At 40.2% G+C, this 17,764-nt stretch carries 21 protein-coding genes and 1 CRISPR repeat array; of the genes, 4 read left to right on the top strand and 17 right to left on the bottom strand.

The genetic code is table 11. The annotated features are described in order from the left end of the window. Positions 1 to 279 precede the first annotated feature (279 nt). The 13 genes from CQA40_RS11035 to hypA all read right to left on the bottom strand — a co-directional run bounded on the left by CQA40_RS11035 (position 280) and on the right by hypA (position 10,667). Complete coding sequence (locus tag CQA40_RS11035) at positions 280 to 441, bottom strand: hypothetical protein (protein ID WP_181882814.1); 162 nt, start codon at positions 439 to 441, stop codon at positions 280 to 282. Beyond that, positions 438 to 728 (bottom strand): hypothetical protein, encoded by a 291-nt coding sequence (locus tag CQA40_RS03600; RefSeq protein ID WP_115519587.1) that lies wholly within the window; start codon positions 726 to 728, stop codon positions 438 to 440. Before CQA40_RS03600 ends, CQA40_RS11035 begins: the two co-directional genes overlap by 4 nt. Before the next feature lie 120 nt (positions 729 to 848). After that, a CRISPR array of direct repeats spans positions 849 to 1,280; the repeat unit is 36 nt; unit sequence GTTTTAGTCCCTTGTAAAATCAGGTCATACTCAAAG. A gap of 552 nt (positions 1,281 to 1,832) precedes the next feature. Then, positions 1,833 to 1,973, bottom strand: coding sequence for a hypothetical protein (locus CQA40_RS11040; RefSeq protein ID WP_181882815.1), 141 nt, complete (start codon positions 1,971 to 1,973; stop codon positions 1,833 to 1,835). Between the two features lie 211 nt (positions 1,974 to 2,184). Beyond that, positions 2,185 to 2,610, bottom strand: coding sequence for a hypothetical protein (locus CQA40_RS03605; protein ID WP_115519588.1), 426 nt, complete (start codon positions 2,608 to 2,610; stop codon positions 2,185 to 2,187). 117 nt (positions 2,611 to 2,727) lie between these two features. Beyond that, positions 2,728 to 2,880 (bottom strand): hypothetical protein, encoded by a 153-nt coding sequence (locus tag CQA40_RS11045; protein ID WP_181882816.1) that lies wholly within the window; start codon positions 2,878 to 2,880, stop codon positions 2,728 to 2,730. Between the two features lie 18 nt (positions 2,881 to 2,898). Then, on the bottom strand, positions 2,899 to 4,065 hold the full coding sequence (locus CQA40_RS03610; RefSeq protein ID WP_115519589.1) for an RAMP superfamily CRISPR-associated protein: 1,167 nt from the start codon (positions 4,063 to 4,065) through the stop codon (positions 2,899 to 2,901). Beyond that, positions 4,058 to 4,540: a TIGR04423 family type III CRISPR-associated protein gene (locus tag CQA40_RS03615; RefSeq protein ID WP_115519590.1), complete on the bottom strand. Its 483-nt coding sequence runs from the start codon at positions 4,538 to 4,540 to the stop codon at positions 4,058 to 4,060. Before CQA40_RS03615 ends, CQA40_RS03610 begins: the two co-directional genes overlap by 8 nt. Next, the gene (locus CQA40_RS03620; RefSeq protein ID WP_115519591.1) at positions 4,537 to 5,901 is read right to left on the bottom strand and encodes an RAMP superfamily CRISPR-associated protein; all 1,365 of its coding nucleotides are present in this window, start codon (positions 5,899 to 5,901) and stop codon (positions 4,537 to 4,539) included. The genes CQA40_RS03615 and CQA40_RS03620 overlap by 4 nt, the downstream gene beginning before the upstream one ends. Beyond that, entirely contained in the window at positions 5,898 to 7,352 is a 1,455-nt protein-coding gene (locus CQA40_RS03625; RefSeq protein ID WP_115519592.1) for a hypothetical protein, read from the bottom strand. Before CQA40_RS03625 ends, CQA40_RS03620 begins: the two co-directional genes overlap by 4 nt. Positions 7,353 to 7,370: 18 nt before the next feature. Next, the gene (locus tag CQA40_RS03630; protein ID WP_115519593.1) at positions 7,371 to 7,925 is read right to left on the bottom strand and encodes an RAMP superfamily CRISPR-associated protein; all 555 of its coding nucleotides are present in this window, start codon (positions 7,923 to 7,925) and stop codon (positions 7,371 to 7,373) included. Continuing rightward, entirely contained in the window at positions 7,918 to 9,396 is a 1,479-nt protein-coding gene (locus CQA40_RS03635; RefSeq protein WP_115519594.1) for a Cas10/Cmr2 second palm domain-containing protein, read from the bottom strand. The genes CQA40_RS03630 and CQA40_RS03635 overlap by 8 nt, the downstream gene beginning before the upstream one ends. Before the next feature lie 129 nt (positions 9,397 to 9,525). Beyond that, positions 9,526 to 10,296, bottom strand: coding sequence for a nickel-binding protein Mua (gene mua / locus CQA40_RS03640; RefSeq protein WP_115519595.1), 771 nt, complete (start codon positions 10,294 to 10,296; stop codon positions 9,526 to 9,528). 17 nt (positions 10,297 to 10,313) lie between these two features. Beyond that, complete coding sequence (gene hypA / locus CQA40_RS03645; protein WP_115519627.1) at positions 10,314 to 10,667, bottom strand: hydrogenase/urease nickel incorporation protein HypA; 354 nt, start codon at positions 10,665 to 10,667, stop codon at positions 10,314 to 10,316. Between the two features lie 181 nt (positions 10,668 to 10,848). On the opposite strand from hypA, the gene ispG reads away from it, so the two are divergent. Next, a complete protein-coding gene (gene ispG, locus CQA40_RS03650) occupies positions 10,849 to 12,027 on the top strand; it encodes a flavodoxin-dependent (E)-4-hydroxy-3-methylbut-2-enyl-diphosphate synthase (protein WP_115519596.1) in 1,179 nt (392 codons plus the stop codon). Between the two features lie 222 nt (positions 12,028 to 12,249). Here ispG and CQA40_RS03655 read toward each other — a convergent pair whose 3' ends face one another. From CQA40_RS03655 to CQA40_RS03670, 4 genes are all read right to left on the bottom strand, one after another. Continuing rightward, positions 12,250 to 12,651, bottom strand: a complete 402-nt coding sequence (locus CQA40_RS03655) for a hypothetical protein (protein ID WP_115519597.1) — start codon at positions 12,649 to 12,651, stop codon at positions 12,250 to 12,252. 86 nt (positions 12,652 to 12,737) lie between these two features. After that, complete coding sequence (gene traF, locus CQA40_RS03660; protein WP_115519598.1) at positions 12,738 to 14,075, bottom strand: conjugal transfer protein TraF; 1,338 nt, start codon at positions 14,073 to 14,075, stop codon at positions 12,738 to 12,740. A gap of 118 nt (positions 14,076 to 14,193) precedes the next feature. Continuing rightward, complete coding sequence (locus CQA40_RS03665; protein WP_023927344.1) at positions 14,194 to 14,610, bottom strand: universal stress protein; 417 nt, start codon at positions 14,608 to 14,610, stop codon at positions 14,194 to 14,196. A gap of 105 nt (positions 14,611 to 14,715) precedes the next feature. Further along, positions 14,716 to 15,165, bottom strand: a complete 450-nt coding sequence (locus CQA40_RS03670; RefSeq protein WP_023927345.1) for a branched-chain amino acid transporter permease — start codon at positions 15,163 to 15,165, stop codon at positions 14,716 to 14,718. 142 nt (positions 15,166 to 15,307) lie between these two features. Here CQA40_RS03670 and CQA40_RS03675 point away from each other — a divergent pair, with 142 nt between their 5' ends. From CQA40_RS03675 to CQA40_RS03685, 3 genes are all read left to right on the top strand, one after another. Then, positions 15,308 to 15,769 carry a DNA starvation/stationary phase protection protein gene (locus CQA40_RS03675; protein WP_023927346.1) on the top strand — a complete coding sequence of 154 codons (462 nt, stop codon included), beginning with the start codon at positions 15,308 to 15,310 and terminating at the stop codon, positions 15,767 to 15,769. 399 nt (positions 15,770 to 16,168) lie between these two features. Next, positions 16,169 to 16,951, top strand: coding sequence for a biotin--[acetyl-CoA-carboxylase] ligase (locus CQA40_RS03680; RefSeq protein ID WP_115519599.1), 783 nt, complete (start codon positions 16,169 to 16,171; stop codon positions 16,949 to 16,951). A 2-nt stretch (positions 16,952 to 16,953) separates the two neighbouring features. Further along, on the top strand, positions 16,954 to 17,763 hold the full coding sequence (locus CQA40_RS03685) for a ParA family protein (RefSeq protein ID WP_115519600.1): 810 nt from the start codon (positions 16,954 to 16,956) through the stop codon (positions 17,761 to 17,763). Position 17,764: the final 1 nt, after the last annotated feature.

A 17,764-nucleotide genomic window follows, 5' to 3' on the forward strand; every position in this document is an offset into this window, starting at 1 on the left:
TACCCCTCCCTAAATCCCTCCCGTAAGGGGAGGGATTTTTCTTTGTTAAGCCCCTACACAAATGATAAAATTGTGGTGGCTTGGGTTTTATTTTTGTGAAGCCTCTTTTCTTAGCACGAGGTGGTTTACCTTTTTAATCCCCCTCCCTTGCGGAGGGGGATTAAGGGGGTGGACTGATTCTCGTCATTGTGAGAATTGCAAAAGTGCAGTTTCTTTAGTAATCCACACTCCAAATATTACCCCTCAATTAGCACGGGGGACTAAGGTGGTGGGTATCTCTTATTGGATTTCGCCTAACAAATCGCGCAAATCCGCTGCGCCGTCATTGCGAGCAAATGCCTTAGCATTTGCGTGGCAATCCAAAAGTTTGTCAAACTCGTCATTGCTCAAAGAAACTTCGCTACGCTCGTTTTTCGTGGCAATCCACGCGCTAATTGTCATTGCGAGGTAGTGGCTTTAGACACAACGAAACAATCCGCAAATCCGTCATTGCGAGAGAATCCGCAAGAATTCTCGTGGCAATCTATTACACCGTCATTGCTAAGCAGTAGTGAAGCCACAAAGAAGCAATCCACGCTTTTATTTGTCATTGCGAGATTTGACGAAGTCAAATCGTGGCAATCTATGTCTTTTTGTGGATTGCTAAAGAAACTTCGCTTCGCTTGTTTTACTAAAGAAGCCAAAGGCTTTCTAAAGAAACTGCGCTTCGCTTGTTTTGCCACGCTCACTTAGCTCGCTCGCAATGACGAAAATCTACATTGCTAGCAGTTATTAGCCTTGCTTGAGATTCAAGGGATAAAGAACCCACCCCCAAACCCCCTCCGCAAAGGGAGGGGGCTTATTCGCGTGTTTTAGTCCCTTGTAAAATCAGGTCATACTCAAAGTGAAGCTTATTGCACCAATGATAAAGATATGTTTTAGTCCCTTGTAAAATCAGGTCATACTCAAAGTACTCCAAGGCTGATATCAAGCTGTGGAAGTTTTAGTCCCTTGTAAAATCAGGTCATACTCAAAGAAGATGGACATTTATGGGTGCTCGCGCACGGTTTTAGTCCCTTGTAAAATCAGGTCATACTCAAAGATGGTATTTTCTAATGGTAAATCAAAAGGCTGTTTTAGTCCCTTGTAAAATCAGGTCATACTCAAAGATTAGGGCTAAGAAAATTTGATATCATTACGTTTTAGTCCCTTGTAAAATCAGGTCATACTCAAAGTTTAACAGCTCTCAAAGATGATGTATCACCGTTTTAGTCCCTTGTAAAATCAGGTCATACTCAAAGATTCTCCCTTGAAGTTTCGTAATGCAGGGCAGTATTATACCTATCAAAACCTTAAATCCCCATAAAATAACGATTTTAAGCATATATTCGCTGTGAGAGCGCGTGCTTTGCGTGGGTTTTGGCAATCGTATTTTTGCAAAAACTGCTGTTTTTGTGATTTTTGGTGGGGGGATTTTGTGGGTTTGGTAAGATTTTGGCAAGGAATTTTGGATAAAAATTGGACTAAAAAATGAAGCTGAAGTTTTGCTTAATGAGGTATTTTGGTTTGAGAAAGATTTTTAGATATTTTGCTAATGCTTAAATGGCGAATATAATACCCACCCCCTTAATCCCCCTCCGCAAGGGAGGGGGAAAAGAGAGTGACAACTCCGCAGAGGGAGGGGAAACTACATTATGCCTACCTGCAAAGGAGGGGGAAATAATTTGCTTGCCCTCACTCGCAAGGGAGGGGGGAACTGCTTGTGTTTAGCTCACCTGCTCTGTCATATTGAGGTTTCGTAGAAACCGAAATATCCATAAGCATTCATTTTTTGGATATTTCGGGCTTTGCCCTTAAGTATGACAATTTGCGAAGTTTGCTTGAGATACTTCGCTTCGCTTGTTTTCTAAAGAAACTTCGGCTTCGCCTTGTTTTCTAAAGAAACTTCGGCTTCGCCTTGTTTTGCTACGCATTTGGAAGTGTTGAGATTCCAAATGCTTGCATTGTGAATTTTTATGTTTGCTTGTATTTTATAGATTTTCAAGCATATATTTTGCCGATAAACAACACTTGACTTATTGTATAAAAAGGCTTATAATTCCGCACGCTTGCAACAGTAGGGGAGGATTCGCGTGCGCCCACCCCATATTGAGCGAGCTTTGCCACTCCTGCTCATTGCACGCGGTGAGTTTTTGGGAGTGGAGCTTACTTCTCTAGCTTTTTTTCTAATTCTATCGTGTAAATTCTGTTTTTGCCTACCTCTTTTTCAAAAGCTGTGATTTTTACTTGTGCTAGTTTGTGATTTATCTTTATTTTTGATATTAGCCTATATACTTGCCAGCCTCTGTTTTTGTTGTCGGGATGTTTTTGACTTAGTGTCGCTTCTTCGTAGAGTGTGCATATAAGCTCGGCAACCTTGAAATGTTCCTCTTTGCTAAAGCCATTGGCTATACTTTTTTCTATCGCTTTTGGGTTTGAAATCTTGTTTATTTCGTGCTGTGAGATACTAGCTTTTAGTCGTGTGGATTTGTTGGTAATTTCAATGTCTTTTATCGTGGCTAGGGCTGTGTTTAGGTTTTGGCGTAGCTGGCGTATACTATGTGTGCCTTGCGTGATTATGGATTTTGTCATTTTATATTTACTCTTGCGTTTTTGCTTGGCATTATAGCCTAAAAAACCGTGTCATTTAAAACACAGTTTTTGGATATTTTGCTTTCGCTCAATATTGCAAAGAAGTTTTACGCTTTTTTAAGCTCTTTGCTTTAGCGTGATGGGGTTTTGGGATGGGCTTTTTTCGTTATTGTGAGAATCAAAAAATAGATTGCCACGCTCGCTTCGCTCGCTCGCAATGACGGAAATTCGGTTTGCTACGATTATGGGCTTTTGCGCGTAATCTCGCAATGGCGGAATTACAAATGATTATAATCCATTCCAATCATCATCGTCATCTTGGTGTAATCTATCGCGTATATTTTGTGAGTATTTATCATCTATTTTTGTGCGTGGTTGGGGTGTGGCTGTGGCAGGTTTGTTTTGTGGTATTGTGCTTTGGGCGGTGGTGGGTTGGAGCTTGGAGACTTTGCGTAAGGATTCTATGCGCGATTCGACTTCAAAGCCATTTTTAACCAAAAGATTTTTATAGGCGTTTATGCACTCATTTTTTAGCCCCTCATCTATGCCTTTTATCTCTATACGCACATCGCCATAGCCATAGAACTTCGCCCCGCCAAATTTATAGCACTCGCCCTTGTCATCGCGCAGGGCAGTTAGGCATTGTAGCAATAAGCCTAGCTCGGATTTAGTGAGATTGAAATAGCGGAGTTTGCCGACAAAAACACTGCCTTTGCCAAGTGGAGAAATGGTGGAGATGACTTTGTCGTTTTTGGCTTTGGCGGCGTTTGTGGGAGTGATTTTGCCTAGTGGGGCGTAAAATCTAAATCCGTTTTTGTCTTTTAGCCCCTTTGTTGTAGTAGCGTCAGGCGACATTAGAATGTATTTGATATGTTTTTGTGTGGCGTGGCGAACTTCACTAGCGATAAAATGCGAAAAGCTAATGCGTGATTTCAGGGCTTGGACTTTGGCGTTTTTGCTTTGAGCAACCACGCCAAAGATTCGCTCTACCATATCTAGTCTAGATTCGTTTTTGTCAAAATTGCTTTTAAATCGCTCTGTAACATTACCCTTTTTGTCTTTGTAGTCAGGGGCGTTTGTGTGAAATTTGGCATAGCTAAGCACCTCTGCAATCGTGCGAATCACACCTCGCACACTTGAGCCACTAAGCGCGTAATTTTCCCCGATTTTGAAAAAATCTTTTGGTGTTTGTGTATCGGCGTTTTTGCCTGTGAATGCACCTGTGAAAATGTCGCTTTTTGCAGTGATTTTTATCTCCAAAATCCCGCTTTGGAAATCGCTAAAAGGCTTTTCAAAGCTAATAGCACTATCGCTTACTTCACCACAATCTTGCGGATAAAACACGCGCTTATCTGGGACTATGAAATTGTATGGTGGTGGGGCTTTGGGTCCTTTTTGATTATTTTTGCCTTGATTGCCTCTGTGATTATTATAGTTGCCATAAAATCTAGCCATTTTCGCCCCCTTTGTTAGAATTTTCAAAATCTCGCACTTCTAAATCTTTGTCAAAATCTTGGCTAAATTCTTGCGATTCAAATCCTGCAAATACACTAAATTTATGTTTTAGCACGGGTAGATTCTCACAATTTTCATCTATCACTTCCTCCCAAATCTGCGCGATTTTGGCGACTCTATTGTCGATAGTGATAAATCTCTCAAAATTTTTATGCGGATAAGATTCAAGGCAAAATCGTTGCACCAAAAAGCTATCGTTAATTTGTCGAATGCAAATGCAAGTCTTGCGCTCTTTGCAAAAAAGCGCGGATTCTACGATGAAATTGCTTCCATTGTGCAATGAATCAAAGTCGGGTAATGGCGCAGACTCTAAAATAAGTGGCTCTTTGTCGCTTAAAAGTATGTAGCCCTCAAAGTTGTCTTTGCTCTCGCGTAGTGCGATAAATTCTGTTTTTAAGTCCTCAAAATTTTTCATAGTTTGCTCCGTTTTTGTTTGTGTGGATTTTTCTCGCCGTTTTTATGTAAATCTCCGCTAAAAAATCCGTGTCCTTTGCTACTCATCGCCCCAAGTGGCAACGCACCATTGCAAATATCAATTAGGGCTTTTTCAAAGGCGTTTGTGGCAGTGGCGAAATCTCGTGGATTTTGGCTATTCGTGGTTGCTACAAAAATATCTATGCAAAGATTTGGTGTGGGGGCAAAAGTCGCTTTTTCTTGGAATAATGCGCCATCAATCACACTCGCGCTAAATCTATCAATGCTATTATGCACGAAAATTTGGCTATCGCGCTTTTCATCATAGTCCAAATACATATCACGCACTAAGATTCGCCCTTTTGTGGGCTGATTTGTCCCATTATTTGCGCTACCAAAAAGTGTGGCGTGGATTTGAGCGGACTTCGTATTATTAGAATCGCTTGTAGATTCTGCGCTGTCGATAACATTGCCCAAATGCTGATTTATGTAGAATTTTGTCCTTTGGCTTATCGCGCCTTTTATGGAGCTAGCTGGGATTAGTAGCTTTGCTTCGCTTAAAGTGCCCTTTGCATAATCCACCACCTTTTCGCTTACTGCTATGCTATCGGCGTCTTCATCGCCAAAGCCACTGCCAAACAAAAAGACATTTTCTGGCGTAAGTGTAAGTGCGTAGTGTGTGAAGTGGGATTTTGGCACAAAATCTTGTGGTGTGAAAATAGTTGATAGAGATTCATTTAGCGAACTTGATTTGTCGTGCGGATTTTGCAAAATCTCATAGCGGATTTCTAATGCTTTGATAACGCCAAAGCCTTTTGTGCTACCTGCACCAAAGCGAATGTAGGGTGAGTAAAAAAGGCTTAGGACTTTGAAAAAATCCTCTTTATCGCGCTCATTTTCGCACTTCATTTCCATAGCACATTTGAAGCGAGTGCCCTGAAAGATGACTTCCTCATCAAACTTCGCACCGTCTTTGGATATGCCTTGCGCACCGATTGCGTTGTGCTGTCTTTGTGGGAGGTGCAAAAAATGGCTTAAAAATTTGGATTTTTTTAATGCGCTAAAGGGGATAAGGGATTCATTCACTTGCATTTTTTCATCAAGCAAAAGCGCGTTTGAAAAGATGATTTTCGAGCTAGAATCCTCTCTCCCCTTAGAAAATCCAAAGAGATTTTCTATTTCACTTTGGCTAAAAATATCTTTTGCATTTGCGCGAATCACACCACAAATGCTAGTGCCTAAAATAAGTGGCAAACCATTAAAATCCCTTTGTATTGGGCTATCATAAAGCATATCAAAATCCCCACACCCAAAGCGAAGCGCGGAATCTGCCTCAAAAATGATATGTGCTAAAATCCTCATTTGCCACCTCCACTTGTGGATTTGCTAAAATCTAAATCCGCCTTTGGCATACGAGTAGCCAAAAGTGCGATAGAAACTCTGTCGTGGGCGTTTATAAACTGCTCTAAAATCTCTTTGCCCTCTTCCCATTTGTCTTTTAGTCGCTCTTCGTTTATGTAGCAAATGATTCGATTTTTTAATGCTTTGTCATCTGCCATTTGTGCAAATGCGCGAATCGCTCCCCATTGTGCGTTTGTAACTTTGCTAAATTTGCCTTTGTGCATAGTGATGAAGTCATCTATTGAATTTGCGCTCTCTACTTCGCGCATTTGTAAATCGCGCAAATCTTTCACATAAGTGATTAAGTCATTATCTAGGTTATTTTGCGGTGTGGAAATCTCGCCTTTGGGGCTATCTATGTGGCTTTGATTTAGCGCAAAGGACTTATTATCTTTGCCTTGTATTAAAAAGCTAGGATTTACCAAAATCTCTCCATAGCCCTCACTCAAAAATCCACCGCACAAAAACCTGCCATTTTTTAGCTTGTCTTTATCGCTTTGGCTTAGATTGTGTAGCGCAATCACACTGCCTTGCTCTATGATAAGCCTTGCGCTATCTTTTGCTTTGCGCTTTTGGTTGTAGGGTGTGTGGATTTTGGTTTTGATATGTGTTTTCTCCCACAATATTTGTGCTGAATCTAATCCCAAATTTTTCGCACTTGGGATAAAAGTCGGCATAGTGTTATCAAAAAGTGCGAGTGATGAGGCGACATAAAGTGCTACCTCGCTAAAATCTTGGCTAAAATCTTGCGCGTTTAAATTTAAATCGTGCTTTGCGTGGCGAAAATCATTGATGGATTGTATTAGCACTTCGCCATACTCGGCATTTTTGGATTTGCCTATGAAATGAGTTCCACACAAAATCTGTGTGATTTTTTCTATATCATCATTTGGCACACTCTCATCAAACTCTACCACAAAGCCAAATACTGCACCTTTGCAAATCGCCTCATAGCCAAACATTTGGTTGTCTTTGGTAGATTTATCTTTCCTGTTTTTGAGATTTACTTTTTGTGTGTAGCGATATTTTAATTCAGCCTTTTGCAAATCCTCATTGATATAGCCACTGCGGATTTGTCTTAACTGCAAGTTTTGCAAAGATTTAGTAGCAAAATCACAAAATAGCGCGTTATAAACTTCTCTTAAATCTTTGGCTTCTTTTGGGGCAAAAAAGCAAAGCGGAATCTTGTGGCTTATCTTGCCACTAATAAGTGGCTTTGCCTCGCCAAATCGCACCGCTCCACTATGAAAGATAGCAAAAGGGTTGCTAAACTCATTATAATGTTTTGCCACAATGCCTAAAATCACGCTGCCATTGATAAAATCTCTGCTTTCATTTTTGCCTTGCGTGTTTGAGCTTTTTTGCAAGACTATGTCGCTTAGAAGTGTGAGGCTAAAAAATTGTTGCTTCATTTGTGTCCCTTTATTTATTTATCTGCTTAGATTTTGGGTATTTTCTAAAATCTCTATTTTTAGTCGCCCTAAGCCTCTGTTGCGATTTAGCCCCATTGACTTTAGACTTTTTAGCGTGTTTATCATCGTGTCTGCGTAGTTTGCAGGGACATTGTGTATCGTGCCATAGAGGCTAAGTGGCTTTGCTACTTCGATTTCTCGCAAAGAGCCATCTTTGGCAGAGCCAAAGTTTTCATCTATGGCAGTGGAGGCTAGTTTGGCATAGAGAAAGTGCGTGAGATTTTTTAGTGCGTCTTTGGTGGCTTGGTTTATAGTGGCGTTGTTAAAATGACATTTGCCCTCTTTTGGCACTCTGTCTTTTTGGACTACTTCGCCAAAGCATTCATTTACAAAATCATTGCCAAAAGATTCAGCTACTTCTCTTAAAACGCCTTTTAGTGTTTTGGCAGGGACAAAGGGGAATCCCTCACTATCTTTTATCACGCTACTATCAAGCCTTGCGCCACCGCTTAGCCCACTGCTTAAATGCCAAAAATCTAAAAATGTGATTTTGTAATAAATAGTATTACTCATCTAAATCCCCCTTTTTGATTTTGCTTGTTTGCGCAGTGTTTGAGATAAGGCTAATAATGTCATAAATGGGCGTTTTGCTAAATCCGTCTTTTTGGATAATGAGATTTGATAAAGATAAATCTTTGTGGAGATTTTTAAACGCGCTATCGTGCTTTGTAGCAAACGCATCATAGATTTTAGCGATTTGTTTTAGCTCATTATATGCTAGGTTTTTACTAGAATCAAGCATACTTAGCCATTGCCTTAGACGCGAAGTAGGTGCGTCAGTTTCTCTAAAAATCTGCACCAAAGAGAGTAAATGCTCTATTGTGGGGATTGTCGCCCTAGATTGATTGTGCAAAAAATACGCTCCAAAATCTAATCGCACAATATGTTCTTTGCCTTGATTTTTGCCTAGTGATAATTCATCATCAATAAACGCGCTAAAACTTTGCACTGCTGAACTTTGGATATTGTGAAACATAAGCGATGAGGGAGGATTTGTCGAATCTAGTGCTTTGGAGCGAATCTTTGCTTCTTTGCATAAATCTTTGGCTAGTTTCAAAGCGTAGTGAATGGGGTATTTGTGATTAAAAAATGCGATTGCTGCACAAGCGGTTAGATTTTGATTTTTATGTATATTTTGCGTTAGGTTTTCAAAATGCTCTAAAAATGCTTTGGCAAAATCTAGCGCAATATCCGCATTGCAAACCACGACCAAATCATCGCCACCGCATATCACTTCACGGATTTTGATTTCGCCATATTTATCTTTTATCTGTGTGGAGGATTTGGCAAAAGATTCTTTTGTGGCGTTATCTAGCGTGGTGGAAAAGGATTTCATCTCATCTTTGCTTAAAGCGCGAACGATATTGCCTAGTGCGTTGCCATCGGCGTAGATAAGGGCGATTTTGTTTTTGGCATTTTTTAGCTTTGAGAGTTCGTTTATGGAATTTGGATTAGATTCATCAAAGTTATCAAAGGCTTGGAGTTTTTGGAATGTAGATTTATCGATTTTGCGATATTTATCATCGCTTTGTGTGTTTGGGGATTGGGGAAAAGCGGTTTTTGGATTGTGCTTTAAGATGCAGTGAGAAAAATCAAGGGGGAAATCTAATTTATTTCGTGCGATTTTTAGCTTTGATTCTAGTAAGCTAGTCGCACTTGCATAATCGCCATCATATTTTACTACCGCTTGGGAGATTCCTAGTCCATAAGATTTCATTGCAATGAGCTTATGCAAGTGCAAAACGACTTTTTGTAAATCCGCTTCATCATCAAAAATCGCGCGTAGATTCCCCGCACTTGCCAAAATTATCTCTGGGTTTTTGTTTAAGCTAATGTCATTTTTGCCGAAAAAATCTTGCAAATCTTTGCCTAAATCATCAATGCTTTTGATAATCTCACTCGCACCGATGATTTCTTGCAAGACATTTGTCCTAAAAATAAAATCTTGCAACCCGACAGCACTAAATCCATATAAAAACGCCATATTCTCCTCCTTAAAAGTAACCTCTTGCTTTAATGGCGTTATTTTATCAAAAAAAAAAAAAACACTTAAATGTGGTTTGCTTTGTAAAAAATTTATTTTGTTGTCAATGACTAAAAGTTTTGTGGTGGATTATTTTTTAGATTTTTTCTCTTTTTGTGCTTTTAGCATTTGCTTAAACTCACTTATGTCTTCTTGGGTGGCGATAAACTCGCCTTGCGAGTCGATGACTTGGCTAGACTTTGTTGTGAGTTTTTCTTTTTTTGCGGCATTTTCGCTCTTTTCTAGGAGGGATTCTTTGGATTCTTGTTTGGGGTTTTGTGTCGTATCCATTCCCTCTAGCATTAGCTCTGCGTAAAAATCTCGCAGCTCAATGCTAAGCCGTTTGTTTTCTAGCTCTAGCTCGGATAGCTGTGTTTTTAGTATGTGGTTTTCTTTTAGCTCTACGCGGTATTTTTTGTAAATGTCTTCGCTAAAGAGTTTTTGGGCTGGCTTTGCTTTTGCCACAGAGCCGTCTTTTAGGTAGATTTGCACGCTTTTTAGGGCGGCAGGGAGGAGCTTTTGCCTAGATTCTAGGACTTTTTTTTGCTCTGCTTTGACGCCACTTTTTGCTTTTTCTACGATTAAGTCTTGTGTTAGTTGTGTGATTTCTTCTTGTAGCTTTTGCTTTTGGGACTCTAAATCCTCTATGGTGTTTTTGCCCTCTGTTAGTTCTTTTCGTAAGCCCTTTAGCTCATCTTGGTAGGTTAGAATCTCTTGTTTGTAGCTTTTTATTTCTTCGGCGATTTCCTTTTTTTTGCGTCCGATGAAGCCACGCATATCCCAACTATCTTTTATATCTTGTATGTTTTCGTTTTCTGCGCGTCTTAGCACTTCTTTGATGATTTCTTTTTCTAGTTCCATTTTTGCTCCTTTAAGGATTAGCACTCTAGCATATTTAGTCGCATAAGCACTATATCGCGTCCTTTGATGATTTCTACTTCATCGCTTTGGCAGTGGGTGCATTGGCTGTATTTGAGATTTTGCGCGTTTGTTTGTTTGCCACATTTTTTGCACTCTAGGAGGACTTCTTGCCTTTCTATGATGAGTTTTGCCCCGCTACATATCGTGCTTTCTTCTGCAAACGCTTCAAATGCGCGTTTTAGTAGCTCTATTTCTACGCCACTTCGCTCGCCCACACTTAGCGTGATTTCATCGATTTTGGTGGCGTTGTTTTGCTCGGCTATGGACTCGCACTGCTCTATGAGTGCGGCGACTATGGAGTATTCGTGCATTTTGCTACCTTTTGGGGTTGTGCTTACTTGGCTTTTGTGAAATCTTGTTTTGCTTTTTGCACTTTTATCGCAAAAAATTGTAGCACATTTTCGCATAATTTCGTATTTAGAGATTTTGGCTACAATATCGGGGTTTGTTTATTTGCATAAAATCCAAAACACCACATAAGGAATCGTAACAATGCCAAAATCTAACAACACTTCCAAAACTAGCGATAAAAATCCAAAAACTTCCACAACAACGAAAAAGACTACAAAAAATACTGCAAAAAGTGCCACTTCTGCCACTCTGCCTCCTCGCTATCCTACCAAGCAGATATTTGTAGGCAAAGTCGCTATCGGTGGAGATGCGCCAATATCTGTGCAAAGTATGACTTTTTCTAAAACAAAAGACATACAAGCCACCAAAGAGCAAATCGATAGGCTTGCGCTAGCTGGTGCTGACATTGTCCGCGTAGCAGTGCACGACCTAAAAGACGCAAACGCACTAAAAGAGCTAAAATCCATATCCCCACTTCCACTTGTCGCAGATATTCACTTCCGCTATGAATACGCGCTTATCGCAGCAGAAAGTGTGGATTGTATCCGCATAAACCCCGGGAATATCGGTAGCAAAGAAAAAATCCAAGCCGTAGCAAAAGCCTGCAATGAGAGAGGAATCCCTATCCGCATAGGTGTGAATGGCGGGAGTTTGGAAAAGGAGTTTGACATAAAATACGGCGCGACACCCACAGGAATGGTGCAGTCTGCACTGTATAATATTAAGCTACTAGAGGATTTTGGATTTGACAATATAAAAGTATCGCTAAAAGCTAGCGATACAGAGCGCACGATGAGTGCGTATAGGCAGCTACGGCCGCTTGTAAGCTATCCATTTCATCTAGGCGTTACAGAAGCTGGGACGATGTTTCACTCCACGATAAAATCCTCTATGGCACTAGGTGGGCTGCTTATGGAGGGCATAGGCGATACGATGCGCTGCTCTATCACAGGAGAGCTAGAAAACGAAATCGCATTAGCACGAGCGATACTGAGATATAGCGGACGACAAAAGCAAGGAATCACTATCATCTCTTGCCCTACTTGTGGGCGCATAGAGGCAAATCTAGTCGAGGTGGTGCGTGCAGTGGAATCACGCATAAGCCATATCACTACTCCTATGCAGGTAAGTGTGATGGGCTGTGCTGTAAATGCGCTAGGCGAGGCAAAGCACGCAGATATAGCAATAGCATTTGGCAACAAAATTGGAATGATAATCAAAAAAGGGCAGATTCTAAAAAAGCTCCCTGAAGCGCAGTTGCTTGAAGAGTTTGTCGCTGAAGTGGAAAATCTAGCCCAAGAAATGCAAGAAGCACAATAAAGTGCAATAAGCGGATAACGCATAAATATTGATTTTGGATAGATTTTAGACATTTGCGTAGTGGTGGATTTATCTATGTCTAAGCTAGAAAATCTGCAGATTGGCAAAAAACTTAAAATAAAGATTTTGCTTTTTTGGTTGCTTGATAGATTATTTAGGAAGTGTTTGGTTTTGTTCTCTAGCAAGTATTTGTAGGCTTTTAGCTATTGTGGATTTGCTTGGCTATTGTGGGGTTGCTTGATTTTGTTGCTCGGCATTTGCTGGGTTTGGGACTCCTAGCTCTTTGTAGATTCTATCTATCCTAGCAGCTTCTTCTTTTTGGATTATCTCTTTTTCTGCGCGTTTGCTTGCGCTGATTGCTATTTCATTATCACGGAGTTTTAGGAGTAGGATTTTGCGCTCTATTTCTAGCTCGGAGCGAAAGTCGCGGATTTGCTGGACTTTGGCTGCTAACTCTTTTTTCATAAGTTTGTTTAGCCTTAGGGCATTTATCTGCCTCTCTAGTTGTGCGCTAGCAAAGACTTCTGGGGGGATTCCTTTGATTTGTGTGGAATCTGTCGCTTTGGCAAAAATCCCACTTGGCAAAAGCGTAAAAATCAAAAAAGCTATGACTAGATTTTTCATACTCCATTCCTTGAATTAAATTTTTAGATTTCTACATTTTGCTATTTTGCTTAAAAATTTCTACCACAAGCAATCTATGCAAAAATCTAAAACGAAAAATTACCACCCACTTTTAGACTAAGATAGCGCGGGAAAGAACCCCATTTTTGCGTTTGTGCTAGCTCTGTGCCACACTGCAAAGCAACATCTAAAAATCCCAAAATATTTACCCCTGCGGTAATGATAAGTCCATCGTCTTGACGAATGTCTTTCATAAGCCCCGCCCTTATGTCAAACGCACGCAAGTCAATCTTTATCCCCCCGCCTATCATTTGACTATATGGCTTTTGATTGCTTTGGCTCATCATTTCATTTTGGTTCAAATCCGCATCTAGTGCTAGGACTAGGTTTTGTTGATTATAAGCAAGTCCTAATCGAAATTGTGGCTTTATATCCACTTCGCCATTTGAGTAGCGAAATCTAGGAGAGTTTATGTTTTTTGCGACAAATCCAAAGGTAAGGTAGCGAAAATCTGGCAAGTCAATCTCTAGCATAGCACCCGCGTCAATAGCGAAGTTTGCCTTTGTGTCAAAGTTGCCTTTGTTTGCGAAGTTTTTCGCTTCATTTCCTAGATTTGTTTTGCTTGATAGAAGCACTGTGCTTTTGTTTAGAGAGCCACTTAGTAGCCTGCCACTTATGCCTAGATTGATATTGACATACTTGGTGTAGAAAGTGTAGGCATAGCCTATGGGAATCTCATTTAGCAAAAATCCTTGAGCTACTATGCTGTGAGCTTTCCCCTCCTCTAGTGAATACTGCAGAGATGAATTTTTGTAAGCTGTTTCATCACTTGTAGTGCAGCCACCGCTAGAATCCACCTTGCAATACGCTGTTTGCCCTCCATTAGAATACTTCAAAATCAGCTCCATTCTGTTTGGGTCTGCCTTTATCGAAGAGCCACCATAAAATGAAGCAAAATATCCCACGCCAAATGTGCCTATGCTACCGCGCAAAAGTGCGGGTGCGAATTGGAAAGTTATGCCATTTTGGCTTATGAGGTTAAATGCGTTTTGACTAAGTGCGCTTTTTAGCTTTTCTAGATTGCCTTGAATGGTTTTGAAGCTAGCTGAAGTCGTAGAAGTTTCTGTGCTAGAAGCACCTAGCCCGCCCAAGTTTATATCCACGATTTTATCGAGATTTTTCTCACGCACTTCAATCCCTAGTGAGTAGCCAAATCGCACGCGTTTTGTCTCCGCGCTAAGCAAGGCGGGATTGTAATAAAGCGCGAAAGGAGAGTTTTTTACCGCTACGCCTGCACCTCCCATACCTGCGGAGACATTGCCCATCGTGCCAAACTCTAACCCAAAGCCGTAGGTAGCCACAAGTGCGACAACACAAACGCTTGCAAAAAATGTTTTGACAAAATGTATAAAAGATTTTATCATTGCCTTGCCACCGTTATTTTACTCTATTATGACTACACTTTGCTACGCTACACTTTTTATGTTTGGGAATCACTCTTTTGATTTACAAACAAAACCTAGTTTAAAATGCTTTTTTGGATTATTTCGCTACTAGCACAGGGATGGGCGAAGAATTCACAATGCTGTTTTGATGGGAATTAAAGATTCTGTGCAATAGAGAGGATTCGCTCGCACCGATGACTAGCAAGTCGTATTTGTCTGCGATTTCTAGCACGACATCGACAGGATTGCCCGTGCGCAAGATTTTGTTGCACGAGATCCCCTCGCTTTTGAATGTCAGCTCAAACTCTTCTAAAATCTCGTTTGATTTTTCTTTCTCGATATTTTCTATCGTGCCATAATCCACAATCCCACTTTCTGCATACACAAGCACTTCAGGCGTAACATGCAATAGCGTTAGCTCTACTTCTTGCCTGTGTCCAAATAGTCGAATAATCGTCTTTATCGCTCGTCTGCATTCCTCTGTGTCGCTTACTCCAAATAGTAGCTTTGACATTTTGTCTCCTTAAAAGATTTAGAATCTACTTAATTGTAGCAAATCTTATTTATTTTTGTTTGCTTATTTCAAAAATCGCTTATAGCTGTGAAAAATTTAGCCAAACTACCCAAAAACTCTGCTTAAGGCCTCGCTTTGCACCAACACCATATAGCCTGCAGTCCCACCTATCACGCACAAAACACCTAGTCTGCTTACGACATATAGTAGCACCACAAGTGCGATTCCTGCTAGCTCATTTAGCCCAAAAGGCGATGAAGTAAAATCTGTATCTTTAAAGCAATACACAAGTAGCATTCCTATCATCGCAGGGGGCAAAGCCTCTCCTAGACTTAGCAGTCGTTTTGGGACATTGCCTTTGGCAAAGACAACAAATGGTGCAAATCTGCTAGCAATCGTAGCGACAAACACCACAAACAAAATCGCTAGGCTTTTTAGTATTAGTAAATTATCTTGTGTGAGGATAGATTTGGCACAATCGCTAAAGCCAAAAAATCCCAAAAAAGAATCTAGCCCCAAAAAACAACCCGCTGTGCTATTTAGAGAATTTTCCATCTACCACCTCTATGAAAATTTACAAAAAAGCAAAATATCGCAAAATGCAGGCGGTATTTTAACATAAGATTACCTTTTAGGGCTACAATAAAAATGCTTTAGGTTCTTTTTACAAACCAAATCAAAAACAAAGGAGAAAACAATGAAAGAGAATACAAAAAGCAAAAAAACTAAAGTTATTGAGCAACTTCGCAAAATGCAAGCAGACAGCATTGTGCTTTATATGAAAGTGCATAATTATCATTGGAATGTGCGTGGAAGTGATTTTCCTCAAGCACACAAAGCACTAGAAGAGATTTATGATGAATTTGCTGATATGTTTGATGACTTGGCAGAGAGAGTGGCACAGCTTGGTGGCACACCTGTGGTTACACTTAGCGAAGCACTCAAACTATCAAAAGTCAAAGAGGAGACAAAGACTTCTTTTACTTCCAAAGAAACACTAAAAGAAGTGCTAAAAATCTATCAACAGCTTGAAGCGGACTTTGAAACTCTCGCTTCTCTTGCGGAAAAAGAAGATGATAGGGTAACTACTGCGTATTGCGATGATAAGCTAGGCGGACTACAAAAGGCTATCTGGATGGTAGAAGCACAGCTTGCGTAAGGGTTGATTGGCTGATTTTAAGTTGATTTAAAATTGGCTTTTGAATCGCTTTGCTAGCTTTGTGTTTAACCCTAGATTTTGGCAAGCCTTTGGTTAAAAAGCCCAAAGGCTTGCTTTGAAAAAGGTTTATTTGATATGCGAAGTCGTGATGGGGAATCGCAAAAATCGCAGAAGTCGTAATGGTATTAAAATTATAAATGCTTAGGGTTTTGTGCTGATTTTTTGTTGCACCTTTTTTTGTTTTGCTCTGATTTTTATTGTTTTTAGCTTCTTAAGTTAGATTCTAGTATCTTGGTTGGTTTTCCTCTTAAATTTTTACTTTTTTAAAAATTGCTTTTTTTAGACAACGATTGCGATAAAACATATTTCATAAAGTGTATAAGGCAAAGGCATAAGGCAATGGAGTATATTTGGCTAAAAGAGGTGGATTCCACACAAAAAGAGATTAAACGCATATTGAAAGAATCTAAAGAATCCGCTACAAAAACTAGAGCAGAATCTCAAGGAGCAGAATCCCAAAAAGAAACAAAAACAAAATCCCAAATGGATTCTCAAGCGCAATGCAAAGCACAGCATAAAGAGAGTGGCACAACCCCCTCCCAAAAAATATCTCAAGCAAAATCTAAAGATATATGTGTCATCGCCCAAACTCAAATGGCTGGTGTAGGCTCTAGGGGTAGTTTGTGGGAAAACGCAAAAGATTCTCTTATGTTTTCATTTACTTTTTCTTATCCACCAAAAGATTTGCCAAAGCAGAGTTTGGCGATTTATTTGGGATTTGTTTTTAAAGAAGTGCTTAGCTCTCTAGGCTCGCGTGTGTGGCTAAAATACCCCAATGATTTGTATGTAGAAAATAGCAAAGTTGGTGGGGTTTTGGTAGAGATATATGATAGTCATATTATTTGTGGAATCGGGCTAAATTTCCAAAGTGTGAAGTTTGGTAGCTTAGATATTAGTCCCGATAAACACGAGGTTTTGGAAAAATATTTTAAAATTTTGCAAAAACCTCCAACTTGGAAGCAAATTTTTAGAAAATATAGGCTAGAATTTTACAGAAATTTTTCTTTCTGCTTTCATTTTCAAGGCGAGCAAGTCAGCTTAAAAGAAGCAATCTTGCGTGAGGACGGGGCTTTGGAAGTGGGGGGGAGGATAATTTATAACTTAGAAAGGTATGGAGTTTAGCAATGTGTGAAGTCATAACCATAGCAAACCAAAAAGGCGGAGTAGGCAAAACCACAACAGCGGTAAATCTCGCAGCGTGTTTGGCAGCAGCAGAAAAAAAGGTGCTTTTGATTGATTTTGATTCACAATCAAACGCGACAAGGAGCTTGGGGCTTCGCCGCACAAAGATAGAATCCAATATCTATCATGTCCTTATGGGAAGCAAGACAATCTCTGAAGTGATACAAAAAACGGATATAGAGTTTATGGATATAGTGCCTTCAGACATTGCGCTTGTGGGGATTGAAAAGAGCTTTTGGGCAAACAAAGAGGGAAGAGAGCTAATCCTAAAGAAAAAAATCGCCGAAGTGCAAGGGCAATATGATTTTATCATCATTGATTCTCCGCCCGCTCTTGGACCGCTCACAGTAAATGCGCTTGCAGCGGCTAACTCGGTGATTATACCCGTGCAGTGTGAGTATTATGCTTTGCAAGGGGTTACGCAGTTGCTAAATACCATAAAACTCGTCAAAGAGAACGGAATCAATCCTACGCTAAAAGTGCGCGGACTTCTACCTACAATGTATGCAGCGCAAAATAACCTACACAAGCAGGTTTTAACAGAGCTAAGAGAGTATTTTGATAGCAACCTTTTCAAAAAAGATGAAGAGGCGCAAGGTGAGGAAAGTCTTGAGCCTTATATCGTTATACCGCGAAATATCAAACTTGCAGAATGTCCTAGCTTTGGCAAGCCTATCATAGAATACGATATAAAATCCAGCGGTAGTGTAGCTTACCAAGATTTAGCACAAGTCATTTTGCGAGGAGCGTGAT

Origin of the sequence: Helicobacter sp. MIT 01-3238 (genome assembly GCF_003364135.1) — a bacterium.
In the GTDB taxonomy this organism is placed as follows: domain Bacteria; phylum Campylobacterota; class Campylobacteria; order Campylobacterales; family Helicobacteraceae; genus Helicobacter_B.